Origin of the sequence: Streptomyces sp. QH1-20 (assembly GCF_041283565.1) — a bacterium.
GTDB lineage: Bacteria > Actinomycetota > Actinomycetes > Streptomycetales > Streptomycetaceae > Streptomyces > Streptomyces syringius.
This window is the reverse complement of sequence record NZ_CP166299.1, coordinates 4,043,072-4,063,163: the sequence shown is the minus strand read 5'-3', so window position 1 is coordinate 4,063,163 and position 20,092 is coordinate 4,043,072. Positions and strand designations below refer to the sequence as shown.

At 68.6% G+C, this 20,092-nt stretch carries 16 protein-coding genes and 1 pseudogene; 8 read left to right on the top strand and 9 right to left on the bottom strand.

Translation table 11 applies throughout. The annotated features are described in order from the left end of the window. Window positions 1-44 precede the first annotated feature (44 nt). Complete coding sequence (gene trxA / locus AB8O64_RS18210; RefSeq protein WP_365210272.1) at window positions 45-374, top strand: thioredoxin; 330 nt, start codon at window positions 45-47, stop codon at window positions 372-374. A gap of 118 nt (window positions 375-492) precedes the next feature. On the opposite strand, the gene AB8O64_RS18205 is transcribed toward trxA, so the two are convergent. The 9 genes and pseudogenes from AB8O64_RS18205 to rpmH form a co-directional block, all read right to left on the bottom strand. Next, window positions 493-1,110 (bottom strand): GNAT family N-acetyltransferase, encoded by a 618-nt coding sequence (locus tag AB8O64_RS18205; protein WP_356451110.1) that lies wholly within the window; start codon window positions 1,108-1,110, stop codon window positions 493-495. Window positions 1,111-1,426: 316 nt separating this feature from the next. Then, on the bottom strand, window positions 1,427-2,560 hold the full coding sequence (locus AB8O64_RS18200; RefSeq protein ID WP_370420025.1) for a ParB/RepB/Spo0J family partition protein: 1,134 nt from the start codon (window positions 2,558-2,560) through the stop codon (window positions 1,427-1,429). Continuing rightward, a complete protein-coding gene (locus AB8O64_RS18195) occupies window positions 2,557-3,609 on the bottom strand; it encodes a ParA family protein (protein ID WP_356451114.1) in 1,053 nt (350 codons plus the stop codon). Before AB8O64_RS18195 ends, AB8O64_RS18200 begins: the two co-directional genes overlap by 4 nt. Before the next feature lie 299 nt (window positions 3,610-3,908). After that, window positions 3,909-4,625 (bottom strand): 16S rRNA (guanine(527)-N(7))-methyltransferase RsmG, encoded by a 717-nt coding sequence (gene rsmG, locus AB8O64_RS18190; RefSeq protein WP_130878583.1) that lies wholly within the window; start codon window positions 4,623-4,625, stop codon window positions 3,909-3,911. Window positions 4,626-4,843: 218 nt separating this feature from the next. After that, entirely contained in the window at window positions 4,844-5,365 is a 522-nt protein-coding gene (locus AB8O64_RS18185; RefSeq protein ID WP_356451116.1) for a R3H domain-containing nucleic acid-binding protein, read from the bottom strand. A 14-nt stretch (window positions 5,366-5,379) separates the two neighbouring features. Beyond that, the gene (gene yidC, locus AB8O64_RS18180; protein ID WP_356451256.1) at window positions 5,380-6,471 is read right to left on the bottom strand and encodes a membrane protein insertase YidC; all 1,092 of its coding nucleotides are present in this window, start codon (window positions 6,469-6,471) and stop codon (window positions 5,380-5,382) included. A 3-nt stretch (window positions 6,472-6,474) separates the two neighbouring features. Beyond that, window positions 6,475-6,792 (bottom strand): membrane protein insertion efficiency factor YidD, encoded by a 318-nt coding sequence (gene yidD / locus AB8O64_RS18175; RefSeq protein ID WP_184734772.1) that lies wholly within the window; start codon window positions 6,790-6,792, stop codon window positions 6,475-6,477. A 59-nt stretch (window positions 6,793-6,851) separates the two neighbouring features. Further along, a pseudogene (rnpA, locus tag AB8O64_RS18170) lies at window positions 6,852-7,220 on the bottom strand (ribonuclease P protein component); the annotation flags it as partial. Window positions 7,221-7,245: 25 nt separating this feature from the next. Beyond that, on the bottom strand, window positions 7,246-7,383 hold the full coding sequence (gene rpmH, locus AB8O64_RS18165; protein WP_030059672.1) for a 50S ribosomal protein L34: 138 nt from the start codon (window positions 7,381-7,383) through the stop codon (window positions 7,246-7,248). Window positions 7,384-7,830: 447 nt separating this feature from the next. Here rpmH and dnaA point away from each other — a divergent pair, with 447 nt between their 5' ends. From dnaA to gyrA, 7 genes are all read left to right on the top strand, one after another. Continuing rightward, on the top strand, window positions 7,831-9,795 hold the full coding sequence (gene dnaA / locus AB8O64_RS18160) for a chromosomal replication initiator protein DnaA (RefSeq protein WP_370420024.1): 1,965 nt from the start codon (window positions 7,831-7,833) through the stop codon (window positions 9,793-9,795). 1,062 nt (window positions 9,796-10,857) lie between these two features. Further along, window positions 10,858-11,988: a DNA polymerase III subunit beta gene (dnaN, locus tag AB8O64_RS18155; protein WP_130878588.1), complete on the top strand. Its 1,131-nt coding sequence runs from the start codon at window positions 10,858-10,860 to the stop codon at window positions 11,986-11,988. Between the two features lie 290 nt (window positions 11,989-12,278). Continuing rightward, the gene (gene gnd, locus AB8O64_RS18150; RefSeq protein WP_209518731.1) at window positions 12,279-13,157 is read left to right on the top strand and encodes a phosphogluconate dehydrogenase (NAD(+)-dependent, decarboxylating); all 879 of its coding nucleotides are present in this window, start codon (window positions 12,279-12,281) and stop codon (window positions 13,155-13,157) included. 30 nt (window positions 13,158-13,187) lie between these two features. Continuing rightward, entirely contained in the window at window positions 13,188-14,312 is a 1,125-nt protein-coding gene (gene recF / locus AB8O64_RS18145; protein ID WP_370420023.1) for a DNA replication/repair protein RecF, read from the top strand. Next, on the top strand, window positions 14,309-14,866 hold the full coding sequence (locus AB8O64_RS18140) for a DUF721 domain-containing protein (protein WP_370420022.1): 558 nt from the start codon (window positions 14,309-14,311) through the stop codon (window positions 14,864-14,866). Before recF ends, AB8O64_RS18140 begins: the two co-directional genes overlap by 4 nt. A gap of 463 nt (window positions 14,867-15,329) precedes the next feature. Beyond that, window positions 15,330-17,378 (top strand): DNA topoisomerase (ATP-hydrolyzing) subunit B, encoded by a 2,049-nt coding sequence (gyrB, locus tag AB8O64_RS18135; RefSeq protein WP_356451124.1) that lies wholly within the window; start codon window positions 15,330-15,332, stop codon window positions 17,376-17,378. A gap of 51 nt (window positions 17,379-17,429) precedes the next feature. Further along, complete coding sequence (gyrA, locus tag AB8O64_RS18130) at window positions 17,430-20,075, top strand: DNA gyrase subunit A (protein ID WP_365184019.1); 2,646 nt, start codon at window positions 17,430-17,432, stop codon at window positions 20,073-20,075. Window positions 20,076-20,092: the final 17 nt, after the last annotated feature.

Below are 20,092 nucleotides of genomic sequence, written 5' to 3'. Positions count from 1 at the left end.
CCCCCTCCCCCCGCCCCACGCAGAAAAGACGTAAGGAGACCTCCGTGGCTCTCAAGACCGTTACCGACGCCACCTTCGACGAGGACGTCCTCAAGAGCGACAAGCCCGTTCTCGTGGACTTCTGGGCCGAGTGGTGCGGCCCGTGCCGTCAGATCGCCCCGTCCCTGGAGGCGATTGCCGCCGAGCACGGTGACGACATCGAGATCGTCAAGCTGAACATCGACGAGAACCCGGGCACGGCCGCGAAGTACGGCGTCATGTCGATCCCGACCCTCAACGTCTACCAGGGCGGCGAGGTCGTCCAGACGATCGTCGGTGCCAAGCCGAAGGTCGCCCTCCTGCGCGAGCTCGACGCTTTCATCAGCGCCAAGTAAGCAGCCCTGTTTCACGTGCCCGCTGTTTCACGTGAAACGGGCCGCAGCACGCCGATGGGCCCGCATCTCCCTCGAGGTGCGGGCCCATCGGCGTCTTCGCCGACTTGAGCGATCAGCTCTAGAGCGGCCGCAGTGCGGGTTCCTTCTGCACCGCCCCGAGCAGCCGGTCCAGGGCCAGCTCGACGTCCTCCTTCCAGGAGAGCGCCGTTCGTAGCTCCAGCCGCAGCCGGGGGTAGCGCGGGTGCGGCCGTACCGTCTTGAAGCCCACGGCCAGCAGATGGTCGGCAGGCAGCACACAGGCCGGCTCCGACCAGTGGGCGTCACCGAAGGCCTCGATCGCCTTGAAGCCACGCCTCAGCGCGTCCTTGGCGGCAGTCTGCACCATCACCCGGCCCAGGCCCTGCCCCTGGTAACCCGGCATCAGCCACGCGGTCATCAACTGCACGGCGTCCGCAGAGACCGGACTCGTGGGGAAGGCGGTCGACCGGGGCACATAGGCCGGCGGTGCGTAGAGGACAAAGCCCACGGCCACATCGTCGACGTACACCACCCGACCGCAGGAGCCCCACTCCAGCAGCACGGCGGAGATCCAGGCCTCTTTCTCCAGCTCCGGACGTCCGGCCCTCAGCGCGGCTTCGCCGCTGACAGGGTCCAACTCCCAGAAGACACAGGCGCGACAGCGCTTGGGGAGATCCGGGAGATTGTCCAGCGTGAGCGGTACGAGCCGACGCCCCATGGAGCCAGAACCTCACTTCCTTCGCGAGCCATACCCCGGGCTGCGTGCAACGCAATGCGTTCCCAGAGGAAGCTGCCGACGAAGCCGCCGACTGCCCCCAGGCCCAACCCTGTTGCCACCAGTCCGGCCCGGTTCACCGTTCGCATGGCGCCGTCCCTCCGTGAACTGTGTCCAACGTGGATGTGCCATACCTCAACGCATGGTATCCGCGCGGCGATTGACCGGATAGCCGGACATGGCAAAGGGCGGGTCGTGTTCCACGTGAAACACGACCCGCCCCTGAAACGATCGTCGAAGCGACGCCCGCGAAACGGCCCTACTCCGCGTCGTCCTCTTCCGCGCCCGTGAGCTTCTGCTCCAGGACGCGCCCCTCACCGGGGGCCAGCGTGCCGAGGATCCGCTCCAGATCGTCCATCGAGGCGAACTCGACGACGATCTTTCCCTTCTTCTGCCCGAGGTCCACCTTCACCCGGGTCTCGAAGCGGTCCGACAGCCGCGAGGCCAGATCGGTCAGCGCCGGGGAAACCCGGCCCCCCGCCCGGGGTCCCTTCGCCTTGGTGGAGCTCTTCGACCGAGAGCCCATCAGCGTCACGATCTCCTCGACCGCGCGGACCGACAGTCCTTCGGCGACGATGCGGTGGGCGAGCCGGTCCTGCTCCTCCGAGTCATCGACCGAGAGGAGCGCCCGGGCATGTCCGGCCGACAGCACCCCGGCCGCGACCCGACGCTGCACGGCCGGCGACAGCCGCAGCAGTCGCAGCGTGTTGGAGACCTGCGGACGTGAGCGACCGATCCGGTCCGCCAGCTGGTCATGGGTGCAGTTGAAGTCCTTGAGCAGCTGGTCGTAGGCGGCGGCCTCTTCCAGCGGGTTCAGCTGGGCCCGGTGCAGATTCTCCAGGAGTGCATCGAGCAGCAGCTTCTCGTCGTCGGTCGCCCGGATGATGGCGGGGATCTTCTCCAGCCCGGCTTCCCGGCACGCCCGCCATCTGCGCTCACCCATGATGAGCTCATAGCGCTCCGGGGCCAGCTGCCGCACGACAACCGGCTGAAGAAGCCCGACCTCACGGATCGAGGTGACCAGTTCAGCGAGCGCGTCCTCGTCGAAGACCTCCCTGGGCTGCCGAGGGTTCGGCGTGATGGAGTCGAGGGGAAGCTCGGCGAAGTGCGCCCCGGCCGCCTCCTCCACCGTGGGCACCTCGGCTGCCGCAGGGGCCCGATTCTCCGTTTCACGTGAAACGGACGCACCCCTCGGTGACCCGCCGGAGACCTCGTCCATCGGAAGCGTGGTCACCTTCGCGGCGGCCACCCCCCGCTCGGCCGTCAGCACCGGCACCGCGGTCGGCGACGTCGTGCCGGGCACCACGGCCGGACCGCCGTTGTCCGATCCCTTCGGCGCCGGCGGAATCAAGGCACCGAGCCCTCTGCCCAGTCCCCTACGTCGCTCACTCACTGAAGCCCCTCCGACATGCTGTGCTGGTCTTGCTGATGTTGGCGGCCCACCAGATGGGCCCTGCTGCCGTCGTAGTGCACGCCGATCCCCCGCAGCGCGATCTCCCGGGCCGCCTCCAGATAGGACAGCGCACCACTGGAACCCGGGTCATACGTAAGAACCGTCTGCCCATAGCTGGGCGCCTCGGAGATACGGACCGAGCGCGGGATGCTCGTCCGCAGCACCTCCTTGCCGAAGTGGGTCCGCACCTCGTCGGCCACCTGCGAGGCAAGCCTCGTCCGGCCGTCGTACATGGTGAGCAGAATCGTCGACACATGGAGCTTGGGGTTGAGATGCCCCCGCACCAGCTCGACGTTCCGCAGCAGCTGGCCCAGGCCCTCCAGCGCGTAGTACTCGCACTGGATCGGGATGAGTACCTCGGCTCCGGCGACCAGCGCGTTGACCGTCAGCAGACCCAGCGAGGGCGGGCAGTCGATAAGGATGTAGTCCAGCGGCTGCTCATAGGCCTTGATCGCCCGGTCCAGCCGGCTCTCCCGGGCGACGAGCGAGACAAGCTCGATCTCGGCGCCGGCGAGGTCGATCGTGGCGGGCGCGCAGAACAGGCCCTCCACATCGGCGACCGGCTGCACCACATCGGAGAGTGCCTTGCTGTCCACGAGAACGTCGTAGATCGAGGGCACATCGGCATGGTGGTCGATCCCCAGCGCCGTGGAGGCATTGCCCTGGGGGTCGAGGTCGACGACCAGCACCCGGTTGCCGTGCAGCGCCAGGGAGGCCGCCAGATTGACGGTGGTGGTGGTCTTGCCCACCCCGCCCTTCTGGTTGGCGACCACCATCACCCGGGTCTGCTCCGGCCTGGGCATCGGGGGAGGTGGCGTTTCACGTGAAACGACCTCCCCGGCAGTCAGGGGACCGGTGGCAGCCCCTGGCTCGGAGTCGGCGGGGCGGGGACCGGGGACCGGGTCGGCCATCGGCCCCGCGATGTTGGCGTCGGACCGCAAGGATTCACTCTCCTCGACATCAGGCTCGCAATGAACAGAGCCTGCCATGCTTTCGGGGTCGTGAACCAGCGAGGCCCGTTCTCCTGTGGATGAATCCACGTCTCCTGTGGACAAACCCGCGTCGTGGGCCGGATGGCGGTCGCGCGGTGCGGCCGCACGGCCCCGGCCGATGATTCCTTTGAGCAGGGAGCGGCGTTTCACGTGAAACACGATGCACCGCACGAAGCGCCACCCCGCGACGACACTCCGTTATGCGTAGTTTTGGCAGCTTGTATGGAGCATTGCCCGGGTCACCGCACGGCGACCCGGGCAACCGACTGCCCTCCGATCAGAGAGACCAGAGAGGGTCAGCGACGGCGCCGCGTCCGGCTGACCCGCGCCGCCTTGGCACGCTTGGCCGCGAAGCGCACACCGCCCGGGCTCTCCCCGACCTCGACCCGCACCACGGTGGACAGCGGATCCACGATGCCCTCACCGACCTGCAGCACCGACGTACGGACCACGCCGAGCTTGCTCAGCGCCGCACGGGCGCCCTTGAGCTCCTCCTCGGCCGTATCGCCCTTGAGGGCGAGCATCTCGCCGTAGGGGCGCAGCAGCGGCACTCCCCAGCCGGCCAGCCGGTCCAGCGGGGCCACGGCCCGCGCCGTCACCACATGCACCGGCTGCACCTTGCCGAGCATCTCCTCGGCCCGGCCCCGCACGACCGTGACATGGTCCAGGCCCAGCAGCTCGACGACCTCCTGGAGGAAGGTCGTACGACGCAGCAGCGGCTCCAGCAGCGTGATCTGGAGGTCGGGGCGGACCAGCGCCAGGGGAATGCCCGGCAGCCCGGCGCCCGAGCCCACGTCGCACACCGAGACACCGTCCGGCACGGCCTCGGAGAGCACCGCGCAGTTCAGCAGGTGCCGCTCCCAGAGCCGCGGGACCTCACGGGGGCCGATCAAGCCGCGCTTCACGCCCGCGTCGGCAAGCAGTTCCGCGTAGCGGACGGCCTCCGGGAAGCGGTCGCCGAATACCGCCTGCGCCTCGGGGGGCGCGGGGGGGAGCTCCGCTGCCTCTTCCACGGGGAACCGTCCTTCCGTACGACGTTGTCTAAGGGGCCCCGCACACGGTCGGGAAGCCCCTGCACACCAAAAGCTGCTGCACACCCATGATGGGTGCGCAGCGAAAGTCTCTGAAGATCAGTGTCTGACGTGACGACCAGAGTCCGACTATCAGCCTGACAAGGATCGGCCCCGCCTGCGAGCAGACGGGGCCGTACACACCTGGAAGTGGGACCTGGTCAGGCCGGGAGTACGACCACTCGGCGCTGGGGCTCCTCGCCCTCGGACTCGCTGCGCAGTCCGGCGGCGGCCACGGCGTCGTGGACGACCTTGCGCTCGAAGGGAGTCATCGGGTCGAGCTTGACCGGCTGACCGGTGCTCTTGGCCTCGTCGGCGGCCTTGGCGCCCAGCGCGGAGAGTTCCTCGCGCTTACGGGCGCGGAAGCCCCCGATGTCGAGCATGAGACGGCTGCGGTCACCGGTCTCCCGGTTCACCGCGAGCCGGGTCAGCTCCTGGAGCGCCTCCAGCACCTCACCGTCACGGCCCACCAGCTTCTGGAGGTCACGGCTGGTCGAGTCGCTGATGATCGACACCGAGGCGCGATCGGCCTCGACGTCCATGTCGATGTCACCGTCGAGGTCGGCGATGTCCAGCAGACCCTCGAGGTAATCGGCCGCGATCTCGCCTTCCTGCTCCAGGCGGGACAAGGTGTCGGTGCCCTCAGCAGCGGCCGCACCGGTCTCACGCTGTGTGTCCGTCACAGTGGACTCCTTCATCACTTCTTGGTCGGGTGCTTGGGCCGCTGCGGGCCGCCCTTGCGCTGCCCGGACTTGGCGCTGCGCGAGCCGCCGGCCGGCTTGGGCTTGGTGCCCTCGGGCTGCTTCTTCTCCAGCGAAGTCTTCTCGGCTCCGGTGGACGTCTGCGTACCGGTCTGGCCCGCGAGCTGGCGCTTGGCCTTCGGCTGCCGCTTGGGCTGCTGACGGTTGGCGCGCGCGGCCTCGGCGGCCTTCTTCGCCTCGATCTCCTCCGGGGCCTCAACGATCTTGCCCTTGGCCCGCAGCCGCTCCTGGCGCTGGGTGAAGGCGATGCTGCCCGGGGTGGGGTTACGGCGGATGATGAACATCTGCTGGCCCAGGGTCCACACGTTGGTGGTCAGCCAGTAGACCAGGACACCGACGGGGAAGTTGATACCGAAGACGGCGAACATGATCGGGAAGACGTACATCAGCATCTTCTGCTGCTGCATGAACGGCGTCTTCACCGTGAGGTCGACGTTCTTCGTCATCAGCTGGCGCTGGGTGAAGAACTGCGAGGCCGACATCAGCACGATCATGATGACCGTGACCACGCGGACATCGGTCAGGGAGGCACCGAGGGCCTCGACCTTGCTCGCGCTGTCCATGAACTTCACGGAGAGCGGGGCACCGAAGATGTGCGCGTTACGGGCGCTCTCCAGCAGGTCGGCGTTGATGACACCGACGACCTTGCCCTGTGCGATGTGGTTCAGCACCTGGTACAGCGCGATGAAGAAGGGCGACTGGGCCAGAATCGGGAGACAGCTCGAGAGCGGGTTGGTGCCCGTCTCCTTGTAGAGCTTCATCATCTCTTCGGACTGGCGCTGCTTGTCGCTCTTGTAGCGCTCCTGGATCGCCTTCATCTTCGGCTGGAGCGCCTGCATGTTCCGCGTCGCCTTGATCTGCTTCACGAAGAGCGGGATCAGGCAGATACGGATCAGTACCACCAGCGAGACGATGGACAGACCCCACGCCCAGCCGCTGTCCTTGTCGAAGACAAGGCTGTACAGCGAGTGGAACTGGACGATGATCCAGGAAACAACGTAATAAAGAGGACCGAGGATCGTGTCCAACATTCAGGCTCCTTGGGCGTTGGGCTGAGTCTCGGGCTGTGCGGCGGGATCCACAGCGGGATGCCCACCCAGGCGGCCCCTCAGCCGCTGATGCCAGACCGGACGCTTCCGGGGAGGGACGTGGTCGACGCCACCGAGCGACCACGGGTTGCAGCGCAGGATGCGCCAGGCCGTCAGCACCGTCCCTTTGACCGCGCCATGCACGTCGATGGCCGTGTAGCCGTAGTGCGAGCACGATGGGTAGTACTTGCAGACCGGGCCCAGCAGGGGGCTGATGGTCCACTGGTAAATCTTGATCAACCAGAGCAGCGGGTACTTCACTGTGCGCTCCCTCCCGGTTCGGATCCGGGGCTCCGGGGGTCGCCCCCCGGGGGATTGCTTCGCGGTGCCCCTCCCAGCAGCCGCTGCAGCGCAGTGTCGAGATCACGGGCCAATTGGCTGTGGTCCGCTTCACCCGCACCTGGCAGAGCCCGCACCACCACCAGGCTACCGGCGGGCAAAAGATCCAGCCGGTCACGCATGAGGTGGCGCAGGCGCCGCTTGACCAGATTGCGGACGACGGCACCGCCGACGGCCTTGCTCACGACGAAACCCGCACGCGCCTGAGGAGCATTCTCCCCAGGCGGGTGCGGGTCCGTTGTACCGCTACGAAGGTGGACGACGAGGAGCGGGCGCCCGGCCCTGCGTCCTCGGCGAACCGCGGTCGCAAAGTCCTCGCGCCGCCTCAGCCGAGACTCGGAAGGCAGCACGTCATGGACCTTGACGTCAGGCTGATCAGGCCGACAGGCTTGCGCGACCCTTGCCACGGCGAGCCGCGAGGATCGCGCGGCCGGCACGGGTACGCATGCGCAGGCGGAAACCGTGGGTCTTCGCGCGGCGGCGGTTGTTCGGCTGGAAGGTGCGCTTGCTCACTCGGGGGCTCCAGAAATGAATCGTGTGATGGCGGGACACCGCCTGGCTGTCACCGTGCGCCCACGAGAAGCTCGCAATACGCCCAAGTGCACCGCTTCATGACCACGATCCCGATAAGAACGCGGCCCTTGCCCATCGGAGGCAGGCGGCAGCAGCCATCGACAACTCGACCTGGTCACGGTACGCGCGGTTACGCCATCCGGTCAAACCGGCAGCGCACCAGGGATACACCGTAGCCTCCCGCGAGCCGGAAGCTCGCCAGGCAGGCCTCATGCCGCGCGAGGCCCCTCCTCATGGCACATTTGTACACACCCTGTGGACAACGACTTGAACCACGCACCTCGCCCTGACTACCGTGACTGAACTCCGAATCCTTCCCGCCCGTCCCGAGAACCACACATTCGTGGGACTCCAGGGGCGCCCCCAGTGACTGAGAGAGCGTGCCCTGTGGCTGACCTGCCTGCCGATCTTGCCGCAGTGTGGCCGCGCGTGCTCGAACAGCTCCTCGGTGAGGGGCGGGGCCAGGGCGGCCAGGGAAGCGTGGAGAGCAAGGACGAGCACTGGATCAAGCGGTGTCAGCCGCTCGCGCTGGTTGCCGACACGGCGCTGCTCGCCGTCCCCAATGAATTCGCCAAGGGCGTCCTCGAGGGACGGCTCGCCCCGATCGTCAGCGAAACCCTCAGCCGCGAGTGCGGCCGCCCCATCCGGATCGCGATCACCGTCGACGACTCCGCCGGCGAGCCGCCCGCCCAGGCACCGGCCCCCCAACAGCACCAGCAGCATCAGGACCGGCAGGACCGGCAGCAGTCGCGCTACGACGACTCCGCGGACCGCGTCCGCGACGCGTACGACGGGCGGGACGGGCGTGACAGCCGCGACGGTCGGGACAGCCGGGACAGCCGTGACGGGCGCGATTCCTACGAGAACTACGACAACCACGGCGGCTACGACGGTCGGGAGAGCTACGGCCGCCAGTCCCCCGCCGACGAGCTGCCGTCCGTCCGGCCCGCCTACCCGGACTACCAGCAGCAGCGGAGCGACCCGGGCGCCTGGCCGCGCCACTCGGCCCCGCCCGGCCCGCCGGCGCAGGACCGCGGCGACTACGGCTGGCAGCAGCCGCGGCTCGGCGGTTTCCAGGAGGCCGAGCGCGATCCGTACGCCTCGCAGCACGGCCAGCAGCACTCCCCGTCCCCCTACGAGCAGCAGCAGTCGTCGTACGAGCAGCAGTCGGACTACCGTTCCGCCGCGCCCGAGCGCCCGTACGAGCCGCAGCGCCGTGAGCTGCCCGACAGCCACTCCCGCGGCGGCGGCCAGGGCGGCCCGCCCAAGCCCGGTCCGCTCTCCGCCCAGCCCGCGCCCGCGACGGGCCCCGGCGAGCCGACCGCGCGACTGAATCCGAAGTACCTCTTCGACACCTTCGTCATCGGCGCGTCCAACCGCTTCGCGCACGCGGCCGCGGTGGCCGTGGCCGAGGCGCCGGCCAAGGCGTACAACCCCCTGTTCATCTACGGGGAGTCCGGGCTGGGCAAGACCCACCTGCTGCACGCCATCGGGCACTACGCCCGCAGCCTCTACCCGGGCACGCGGGTGCGCTATGTGAGCTCGGAGGAGTTCACCAACGAGTTCATCAACTCCATCCGCGACGGCAAGGCGGACGCGTTCCGCAAGCGCTACCGCGACATGGACATCCTGCTGGTCGACGACATCCAGTTCCTCGCGAGCAAGGAGTCGACGCAGGAGGAGTTCTTCCACACCTTCAACACCCTCCACAACGCCAACAAGCAGATCGTGCTGTCCTCGGACCGCCCGCCCAAGCAGCTGGTGACCCTGGAGGACCGGCTCCGCAACCGCTTCGAGTGGGGCCTGATCACCGACGTCCAGCCCCCCGAGCTGGAGACCCGGATCGCGATCCTCCGCAAGAAGGCCGTGCAGGAGCAGCTGAACGCCCCGCCGGAGGTGCTGGAGTTCATCGCCTCCCGGATCTCGCGCAACATCCGGGAGCTGGAGGGGGCGCTGATCCGCGTCACCGCCTTCGCGAGCCTCAACCGGCAGCCCGTCGACCTCGGCCTCACCGAGATCGTCCTCAAGGACCTGATCCCGGGCGGCGAGGACGCCTCGCCGGAGATCACGGCCCCCGCCATCATGGCCGCGACCGCCGATTACTTCGGGCACACGGTCGAGGATCTGTGCGGAGCCTCGCGCAGCCGGGTGCTGGTGACGGCACGGCAGATCGCGATGTACCTCTGCCGGGAGCTGACGGACCTGTCGCTGCCGAAGATCGGCGCGCAGTTCGGCGGCCGTGACCACACGACCGTGATGCACGCGGACCGCAAGATCCGCGCGCTCATGGCCGAGCGGCGCTCGATCTACAACCAGGTCACCGAGCTGACCAACCGCATCAAGAACGGCTGACCGACAGCCACAGCCGCAACGAGGGCCCGCTGACGCGCCCGTAGGCATCTACGGGGGCGTCAGCGGGCCCTTCGCGCTGTCGCGGGCAGTCGGGAGCGGGAAGGGCGGCCGTGCCGGGCGATGCCGAACGGTGAATGTTCTGTGGGGAAGTGCGGTGAGGAGTTCTGTCAGACGCCCTCAGCCGAACGCCGGCGCACCCGGAAAAGGGCGCCGAAGACGCCGTCGGGGAGGTCCGAAAGCGCCGTTCCGCCGTGCCGGAAGCCCTCCGGAGGCCCTCGGGAAGCCTTGTGGAAGCCGTCCGGAGGCAGCCCGCGCCCCTCGATCTGTTCGATTACGTGCCCCTGAGTGCCGGTTCTCCACAGATTCGCCCCCGACCCGGCGTCCACACCCTGGGGACTCATGAGTTATCCAGATCATGTCCACAGGCAGCCCTGTTGATAGGCCATCAGGGGAGGTCAGAGGGTTGTGGATTTGTGGCCGACGGGATTCCACAGCCTGTGGACGACGGGATCACCCACAGGGGGCCGGTTCGTTGTCCACCGGCCACCCACAGGAAGATCAATGTTGTACACAGGGTTTCCACACCCCTGTCCACTGTTCGGCAACGAAACGCCCGAGGTCACCGCGCCGAGTGAAAGGCGTCACACCAAGGTGCCGGGTTGGGCTGTGGGGAACGTGGGTAAAACTGGGGACGGCCCTGGGGAGAAGTGGGCCCTGCCTGTGCACCGGGTGTGCAGAACTTTCCGCGGTCCACAGACGACCCTGTTTATCCACCGCCTCCACCCACAGGCCCGGTGGACAAAAAATCCGGTCTGACCTGCGCAAAGGCAGTTTTCCACCGTTTCCACAGCCCCTACTACTACGACCACAGAGATCTAGCGGGGGAATGGTTTCGAAGTGGGTCCTGTGCACAACTCGGCCGCGGACCGTGGCACGGCCCTCGGCTCGACTTGACCCCGAGCCGCACCGACTGTCGGTGGCGTGCGTCAGACTGGTCTCCGGCAACTCAGCCGACGAACGACGCCAGCAGGGCGAGCCAGCAACAAGCAGGAGGCGGTTCCGGTGAAGATCCGGGTGGAGCGCGATGTACTCGCGGAGGCAGTGGCCTGGGCGGCCCGCAGCCTCCCGGCCCGTCCGCCGGTGCCCGTCCTCGCGGGCCTGCTGCTGAAGGCGGAGGAGGGCTCCCTGAGCCTCTCCGGCTTCGACTACGAGGTCTCGGCCCGCGTCTCGGTCGAGGCGGATGTGGAGGAGGACGGCACCGTCCTCGTCTCCGGCCGGCTGCTCGCCGACATCTGCCGCGCACTTCCCAACAGGCCTGTGGAGATCTCCACCGACGGCGTGCGGGTCACCGTCGTCTGCGGCTCCTCGCGATTCACACTCCACACACTGCCTGTGGAGGAATACCCGGCGCTGCCGCAGATGCCGACCGCCACGGGCACCGTCCCGGGTGAGGTCTTCGCCTCCGCCGCCGCCCAGGTCGCCATCGCGGCCGGCCGTGACGACACCCTGCCGGTGCTCACGGGTGTGCGGATCGAGATCGAGGGCGACACCGTCACGCTGGCCTCCACCGACCGCTACCGCTTCGCGGTCCGCGAGTTCATGTGGAAGCCCGAGACCCCGGACATCTCCGCTGTCGCCCTGGTGCCCGCCAAGACGCTGCTCGACACCGCCAAGTCCCTCAGCGGCGGCGACACGGTCTCGATCGCCCTGTCGGGCTCCGGCGCGGGCGAGGGCCTCATCGGCTTCGAGGGCGCCGGTCGCCGTACGACCACGCGTCTGCTCGAGGGCGACCTGCCGAAGTACCGCACGCTCTTCCCGACCGAGTTCAACTCCGTCGCGGTGATCGAGACGGCCCCCTTCGTCGAGGCCGTCAAGCGTGTGGCCCTCGTCGCCGAGCGGAACACCCCGGTGCGGCTCAGCTTCGAGCAGGGCGTGCTGATCCTGGAAGCCGGTTCCAGCGACGACGCACAGGCTGTGGAGCGCGTCGACGCGCAGCTCGACGGCGACGACATCTCGATCGCCTTCAACCCGGGCTTCCTGCTCGAAGGCCTGTCCGCGATCGACTCGCCGGTCGCCCAGCTGTCCTTCACCACCTCCACCAAGCCGGCGCTGCTCAGCGGCAAGCCCGCGCTGGATGCCGAGGCGGACGAGGCGTACAAGTACCTGATCATGCCGGTGCGGCTTTCCGGCTGAGTCGGATCAGCCGGCTGACGGGCCCGGCCCGGATGCCTGTCGGCCGGGAGCGCGAGGGTCGCCCCTCGCAACGGCGCAGTATGCCGGTGCGGCTTTCCGGCTGAGTCGGATCAGCCGGCTGACGGGCCCGGCCCGGATGTTTTTCGGGCCGGTGGTGACGGGGTCTGCCGTCGCCACCGGCCCGCTTCATCCGGTGAGCGGCTGAGCCCACAGGTGTGCACGGACCCTCGGGCGTAGGCTCGGGCTCAGGTCAGGTACGAAACGCAACGACTACGGCATAGAGGATCATGATGGAGCTCGGTCTCGTCGGTCTCGGCAAGATGGGCGGCAACATGCGCGAGCGCATTCGCCGTGCAGGCCACACCGTCATCGGATACGACCGCAACGCGGACCTCGCGGATGTCCACAGCCTCAAGGAGCTTGTGGATTCGCTGAAGGGTCCGCGCGTCGTCTGGGTCATGGTTCCGGCCGGTGCCGCGACCCAGTCCACCATCGATGAGCTCGGCGAGCTGCTGTCGCCCGGCGACGTCGTCATCGACGGCGGGAACTCCCGCTGGACGGACGACGAGAAGCACGCCGAGGAGCTGCGCGCCAAGGGCATCGGCTTCCTGGACTGCGGTGTCTCCGGCGGCGTCTGGGGTCTGGAGAACGGCTACGCCCTGATGTACGGCGGCGACGCCGAGGACGTGGCGAAGGCTCAGCCGATCTTCGACGCGCTCAAGCCGGCGGGCGACCTCGGCGCGGTCCACGCGGGCAAGGTCGGCGCTGGCCACTTCGCCAAGATGGTCCACAACGGCATCGAGTACGCGATGATGCAGGCCTTCGCCGAGGGCTGGGAGCTGCTGGAGGCGGTGGACTCCGTCACCGACGTGCGCGAGGTCTTCCGCAACTGGCAGGAGGGCACGGTCATCCGCTCCTGGCTGCTCGACCTGGCCGTCCGCGCCCTGGACGACGACGAGCACCTGGACCAGCTGCGCGGCTTCGCGCAGGACTCCGGCGAGGGCCGCTGGACGGTGGAGGCCGCGATCGACAACGCGGTGCCGCTGCCCGCGATCACCGCGTCGCTCTTCGCCCGTTTCGCGTCCCGCCAGGACGACTCCCCGCAGATGAAGATGATCGCCGCGCTGCGCAACCAGTTCGGCGGCCACGCGGTCGAGAACAAGAAGTAAGCGGTAGCCGGGGGAGGTCGGCTCGCAACCATGCACGTATCGCATCTGTCGCTGGCCGACTTCCGCTCGTACGCCCGGGTCGAGGTCCCGCTCGACCCGGGCGTCACCGCTTTCGTGGGGCCCAACGGCCAGGGCAAGACGAATCTCGTCGAGGCCGTCGGCTATCTGGCGACCCTCGGCAGTCACCGGGTCTCCTCCGACGCGCCGCTGGTGCGGATGGGGGCCGAGCGGGCCATCATCCGGGCCGCCGTCACCCAGGGCGAGCGGCAGCAGCTGATCGAGCTGGAGCTGAACCCGGGCAAGGCCAACCGGGCCCGAATCAATCGATCCTCGCAGGTGAGACCCCGTGACGTGCTCGGCATCGTGCGCACGGTGCTGTTCGCGCCCGAAGACCTCGCCCTCGTCAAGGGCGACCCCGGCGAGCGCCGCCGCTTCCTCGACGAGCTGATCACCGCGCGCTCCCCCCGCATGGCGGGCGTGCGCTCCGACTACGAGCGCGTCCTGAAGCAGCGCAACACCCTGCTGAAGTCCGCGGCCATGGCCCGCCGGCACGGCGGCCGCGGGCTGGACCTCTCCACGCTCGACATCTGGGACCAGCACCTCGCCCGGGTCGGCGGGGAGCTGCTGGCACAGCGGCTCGACCTGATCACCACCCTGCGCCCGCTCGCCGACAAGGCGTACGAGCAGCTGGCGCCCGGCGGCGGCCCGGTCGCGTTCGACTACCGCGGCCCGGCCGGCGGCGAGGGCGCGCACACCCGCGAGGAGCTCTACGAGGTGCTGCTCGCCGCGCTCGCCGAGTCCCGCAAGCAGGAGATCGAGCGCGGGGTGACGCTCGTCGGCCCGCACCGCGACGATCTGCTGCTGCGCCTGGGGCAGCTGCCCGCCAAGGGATACGCGAGCCACGGCGAGTCCTGGTCGTACGCGCTGGCGCTGCGGCTGGCCTCGTACGAGCTGCTGCGCGCCGAGGGCAATGAGCCCATCCTGGTACTGGACGACGTCTTCGCGGAGCTGGACGCCAGACGCCGGGAGCGGCTGGCCGAGCTGGTCGCTCAGGGCGAGCAGGTGCTGGTGACGGCCGCGGTGGACGACGACGTGCCGGGTGTCCTGGTGGGCGCGCGGTACGCGGTCTCGGAAGGTTCGGTCGAGCGGGTATGAGCGAGCAGCGGCCCCAGGCGCCGGGGGAAGGGGCACCGGGGCAGCCGAAGACACCGGAGCACTCCGGCGTCGATCTGGCGCGGGTGGCGCTGCGCGCCGCCAAGGAGCAGGCACGGGCCCGGGGCAACGCGGCCCAGCAGAAGAAGCAGGCGCGCCGTGGGGGCCTGCGCTCCGGCGCCCGCGCCGACGGCCGGGACCCGCTGTCACTGGGTGCCGCCATCAACCGGCTGATCACCGAGCGCGGCTGGGAGACGCCCGCGGCGGTGGGCGGGGTGATGGGCCGCTGGCCGCAGATGGTGGGCCCGGAGGTGGCACTGCACTGCGAGCCGCAGAAGTACGACGAGGACGCCCGGGTGCTGACCGTGCAGTGCGACTCGACGGCGTGGGCGACGCAGCTGCGGCTGCTGGCCCCGCAGCTGGTGGCCCGGCTCAACGCCGATCTCGGGCAGGGCACGGTCAAAATGATCAAGGTGCTGGGGCCGGGCGGCCCCACTCGCCGGTACGGGCCGCTGCGCGCCCCCGGGAGCACCGGCCCGGGCGACACGTACGGCTGACGGGCCCCCGGGACCACTGCCGGACCCGCGGTATTCAGCCGCCGGCCGCCACCGCCCGGACGGGTGGGGCGGCGAGCCGCATTGACGTTCGCGTTGACGCTTGAGGCCCCTGATATCGGGCGGGACGAGCGGTGCCCGGGGGATGCCGTCGCCGCCCGTCCGCGGCCGAACCGCCGCACCCCGCCCTGAGACTGCGCTCACGGTAGCGGGTGGTTGACACTCGGAAGCGCTGAGTGCCGCTGTGAGCCTCTTGGAGCCCCAGGGCCCATATAGGGAGTCGGCTGATGCCGGTTCAGGGCGGCACATGCGGACTCAGGCACCGCCAAACCCCCATTCATGTCAGCGCTACCGGTAGACTGGTAGCAATCCCGCCGGCTCGCGGGACATGCCGACCAACGCAGAACGACGCAGCCTCTCCTGCCTGCCCAGGGTGGGGTCTCCCCGCCGTAGGCAGGGGAAGCCTGTGCTGTGCCAGAAAGGGCGCTTCGTGGCCGATTCCGGCAACCCCAACGAGAACACCACCCCTTCTCAGAGCGAGGGCGCCCCAGCGGGCGCCCCCGGCGGTGAGACGGTGTCGTACGACGCCAGCGCGATCACCGTCCTGGAAGGCCTGGACGCGGTCCGCAAGCGGCCCGGTATGTACATCGGCTCGACCGGTGAGCGCGGCCTGCACCACCTTGTGTACGAGGTAGTGGACAACTCCGTCGACGAGGCGCTGGCCGGTCACGCGGACACCATCGACGTGACGATCCTGCCCGACGGCGGTGTGCGCGTCGTGGACAACGGCCGAGGCATCCCGGTGGGCATCGTCCCCTCCGAGGGCAAGCCCGCCGTCGAGGTCGTGCTGACCGTGCTGCACGCGGGCGGCAAGTTCGGCGGCGGCGGCTACGCCGTCTCCGGTGGTCTGCACGGCGTCGGCGTCTCGGTCGTCAACGCCCTGTCGACGCGTGTCGCGGTCGAGGTCAAGACCGACGGCTACCGCTGGACGCAGGACTACAAGCTCGGCGTCCCCACGGCCCCCCTCCAGAAGAACGAGGCGACCGACGAGACGGGCACCTCCGTCACGTTCTGGGCCGACGGCGACATCTTCGAGACCACCGAGTACTCCTTCGAGACGCTGTCGCGGCGCTTCCAGGAGATGGCGTTCCTCAACAAGGGTCTGCGGATCGCGCTGACGGACACCCGCGCCGATCACGTCGACGAAGAGGGCAAGCCCCTCATGGTGGACTACCACTACGAGGGCGGCATCGTCGACTTCGTGAAGTACCTCAACTCGCGCAAGGGCGAGCTGATCCACCCCACCGTCATCGACATCGAGGCCGAGGACAAGGAGCGCATGCTCTCGGTCGAGATCGCGATGCAGTGGAACAGCCAGTACAGCGAAGGTGTCTACAGCTTCGCCAACACCATCCACACCCACGAGGGCGGTACCCACGAGGAGGGCTTCCGCGCGGCCCTGACCGGTCTGATCAACCGGTACGCCCGCGACAAGAAGCTGCTCCGCGAGAAGGACGACAACCTCACGGGTGAGGACATCCGCGAGGGTCTGACCGCGATCATCTCCGTCAAGCTCGGCGAGCCGCAGTTCGAGGGCCAGACGAAGACGAAGCTCGGCAACACCGAGGCGAAGACCTTCGTCCAGAAGGTCGCCCACGAGCACCTCACGGACTGGCTCGACCGCAACCCCAACGAGGCCGCGGACATCATCCGCAAGTCGATCCAGGCCGCGACCGCCCGTGTGGCGGCCCGCAAGGCCCGCGATCTGACCCGCCGCAAGGGGCTGCTGGAGTCGGCGTCGCTGCCGGGCAAGCTCAGCGACTGCCAGTCCAACGACCCGACCAAGTGCGAGATCTTCATCGTCGAGGGTGACTCCGCCGGCGGCTCGGCCAAGTCCGGCCGCAACCCGCAGTACCAGGCGATCCTCCCGATCCGCGGCAAGATCCTCAACGTGGAGAAGGCGCGGATCGACAAGATCCTGCAGAACACCGAGGTCCAGGCGCTGATCTCCGCCTTCGGCACCGGTGTGCACGAGGACTTCGACATCTCGAAGCTCCGCTATCACAAGATCATCCTGATGGCGGACGCCGATGTCGACGGCCAGCACATCAACACCCTGCTGCTCACCTTCCTCTTCCGCTTTATGCGGCCGCTGGTCGAGGCCGGGCACGTCTATCTCTCGCGCCCCCCGCTGTACAAGATCAAGTGGGGCCGGGACGACTTCGAGTACGCCTACTCCGACCGCGAGCGCGACGCGCTCATCCAGCTCGGCCGGGAGAACGGCAAGCGGATCAAGGACGACTCGGTCCAGCGCTTCAAGGGTCTCGGCGAGATGAACGCCGAGGAGCTGCGCATCACCACCATGGACGTCGACCACCGTGTGCTCGGCCAGGTCACCCTGGACGACGCGGCCCAGGCGGACGACCTGTTCTCGGTGCTCATGGGCGAGGACGTCGAGGCACGGCGCTCCTTCATCCAGCGCAACGCCAAGGACGTCCGCTTCCTCGACATCTGAGCCTGTCGGCCCACGAGAAACAGCCGCAGCGCGAAAGGACTTTGAACAGCAATGGCCGACGAGACTCCCGATACCCCTGCCTCCCCCGCCCCCGCTCCCGTGATCCCCGAGGTGACGCCCGAGGGCGCGCCCGCCCCGCTCGAGGGCGTGGGGATGCGCGTCGAGCCCGTCGGGCTCGAGACGGAGATGCAGCGCTCGTACCTCGACTACGCGATGAGCGTGATCGTCTCGCGTGCGCTCCCCGATGTGCGGGACGGCCTCAAGCCGGTCCACCGCCGGGTGCTCTACGCGATGTACGACGGTGGCTACCGGCCCGAGAAGGGCTTCTACAAGTGCGCCCGCGTCGTCGGTGACGTCATGGGTACGTACCACCCGCACGGCGACTCCTCGATCTACGACGCCCTCGTGCGCCTCGCCCAGCACTGGTCGATGCGCATGCCGCTGGTGGACTCCAACGGCAACTTCGGTTCCCCGGGCAACGACCCGGCCGCCGCCATGCGGTACACCGAGTGCAAGATGATGCCGCTGTCGATGGAGATGCTCCGGGACATCGACGAGGAGACCGTCGACTTCCAGGACAACTACGACGGCCGTAACCAGGAGCCGACGGTCCTGCCGGCCCGCTTCCCGAACCTGCTGATCAACGGCTCGGCGGGCATCGCGGTCGGTATGGCCACCAACATCCCGCCGCACAACCTGCGCGAGGTGGCCGAGGGCGCCCAGTGGTTCCTGGCGAACCCCGAGGCGTCCTCCGAGGAGCTGCTCGAGGCGCTCATCGAGCGGATCAAGGGCCCCGACTTCCCGACCGGCGCCCTCGTGGTCGGCCGCAAGGGCATCGAGGAGGCCTACCGCACCGGCCGTGGCTCGATCACCATGCGCGCGGTCGTCGCCGTCGAGGAGATCCAGGGCCGTCAGTGCCTGGTCGTCACCGAGCTGCCCTACCAGGTCAACCCGGACAACCTCGCGCAGAAGATCGCCGACTTGGTGAAGGACGGCAAGGTCGGCGGCATCGCCGACGTCCGCGACGAGACCTCCTCCCGGACCGGCCAGCGCCTGGTCGTCGTGCTCAAGCGCGACGCCGTCGCCAAGGTCGTGCTCAACAACCTCTACAAGCACACCGACCTCCAGACGAACTTCGGCGCGAACATGCTGGCGCTCGTCGACGGGGTGCCGCGCACCCTCTCGATCGACGCCTTCATCCGCAACTGGGTCACCCACCAGGTCGAGGTCATCGTCCGGCGCACCCGCTTCCGGCTGCGCAAGGCCGAGGAGCGCGCCCACATCCTGCGCGGTCTGCTCAAGGCGCTGGACGCGATCGACGAGGTCATCGCGCTGATCCGGCGGAGCAACACGGTCGAGATCGCGCGCGAGGGCCTGATGGGCCTGCTGGAGATCGACGAGATCCAGGCGAACGCGATCCTGGAGATGCAGCTGCGTCGCCTGGCCGCCCTGGAGCACCAGAAGATCACCGCCGAGCACGACGAGCTCCAGGCGAAGATCAACGAGTACAACGCGATCCTCGCCTCGCCCGAGCGGCAGCGGATGATCATCAGCGAGGAACTCAACGCGATTGTCGAGAAGTTCGGCGACGACCGGCGCTCCAAGCTGATCCCCTTCGACGGTGACATGTCCATCGAGGACCTGATCGCCGAGGAGGACATCGTCGTCACCATCACCAACGGTGGCTACGTCAAGCGCACCAAGACCGAGGACTACCGCTCGCAGAAGCGCGGCGGCAAGGGCGTCCGGGGCACGAAGCTGAAGCAGGACGACATCGTCGACCACTTCTTCGTCTCCACCACGCACCACTGGCTGCTCTTCTTCACCAACAAGGGCCGGGTCTACCGCGCCAAGGCGTACGAGCTGCCGGACGCCGGCCGGGACGCGCGCGGTCAGCACGTGGCGAACCTGCTGGCCTTCCAGCCGGACGAGAAGATCGCCCAGATCCTCGCCGTCCGCGACTACGACGTCGCGCCGTACCTGGTGCTGGCCACCAAGTCCGGTCTGGTGAAGAAGACCCCGCTCAAGGACTACGACTCGCCCCGCTCCGGCGGTGTCATCGCGATCAACCTCCGGGAGACGGACAGCGGTGCCGAGGACGAGCTGATCGGCGCGGAGCTGGTCTCCGCCGAGGACGATCTGCTGCTGGTCAGCAAGAAGGCCCAGTCGATCCGCTTCACCGCCACGGACGAGGCGCTCCGCCCGATGGGCCGCGCCACCTCCGGCGTCAAGGGCATGAGCTTCCGCGAGGGTGACGAGCTGCTCTCGATGAATGTCGTCCGGGCCGGTACTTTCGTCTTCACCGCCACCGACGGTGGATACGCGAAGCGGACGAACGTCGACGAGTACCGCGTTCAGGGTCGAGGTGGCCTCGGTATCAAGGCCGCCAAGATCGTGGAGGATCGTGGCTCGCTGGTGGGTGCCCTGGTGGTCGAGGAGACCGACGAGATCCTGGCCATCACGCTCGGGGGCGGTGTCATCCGCACCCGGGTCAACGAGGTCAGGGAAACGGGCCGTGACACCATGGGCGTCCAGCTGATCAACTTGGGCAAGCGCGATGCCGTCGTGGGTATCGCGAGGAACGCCGAGGCCGGTCGCGAGGCTGAAGAGGTCGAAGAGTTGGCCGACGCAGCCGCAGGCGACGGGCCCGAGGTGGCCGAGGGCACGGAGCCCCCGGCCGAGGACACCGAGGAGTAATTCGTGAGTCGAGCCAC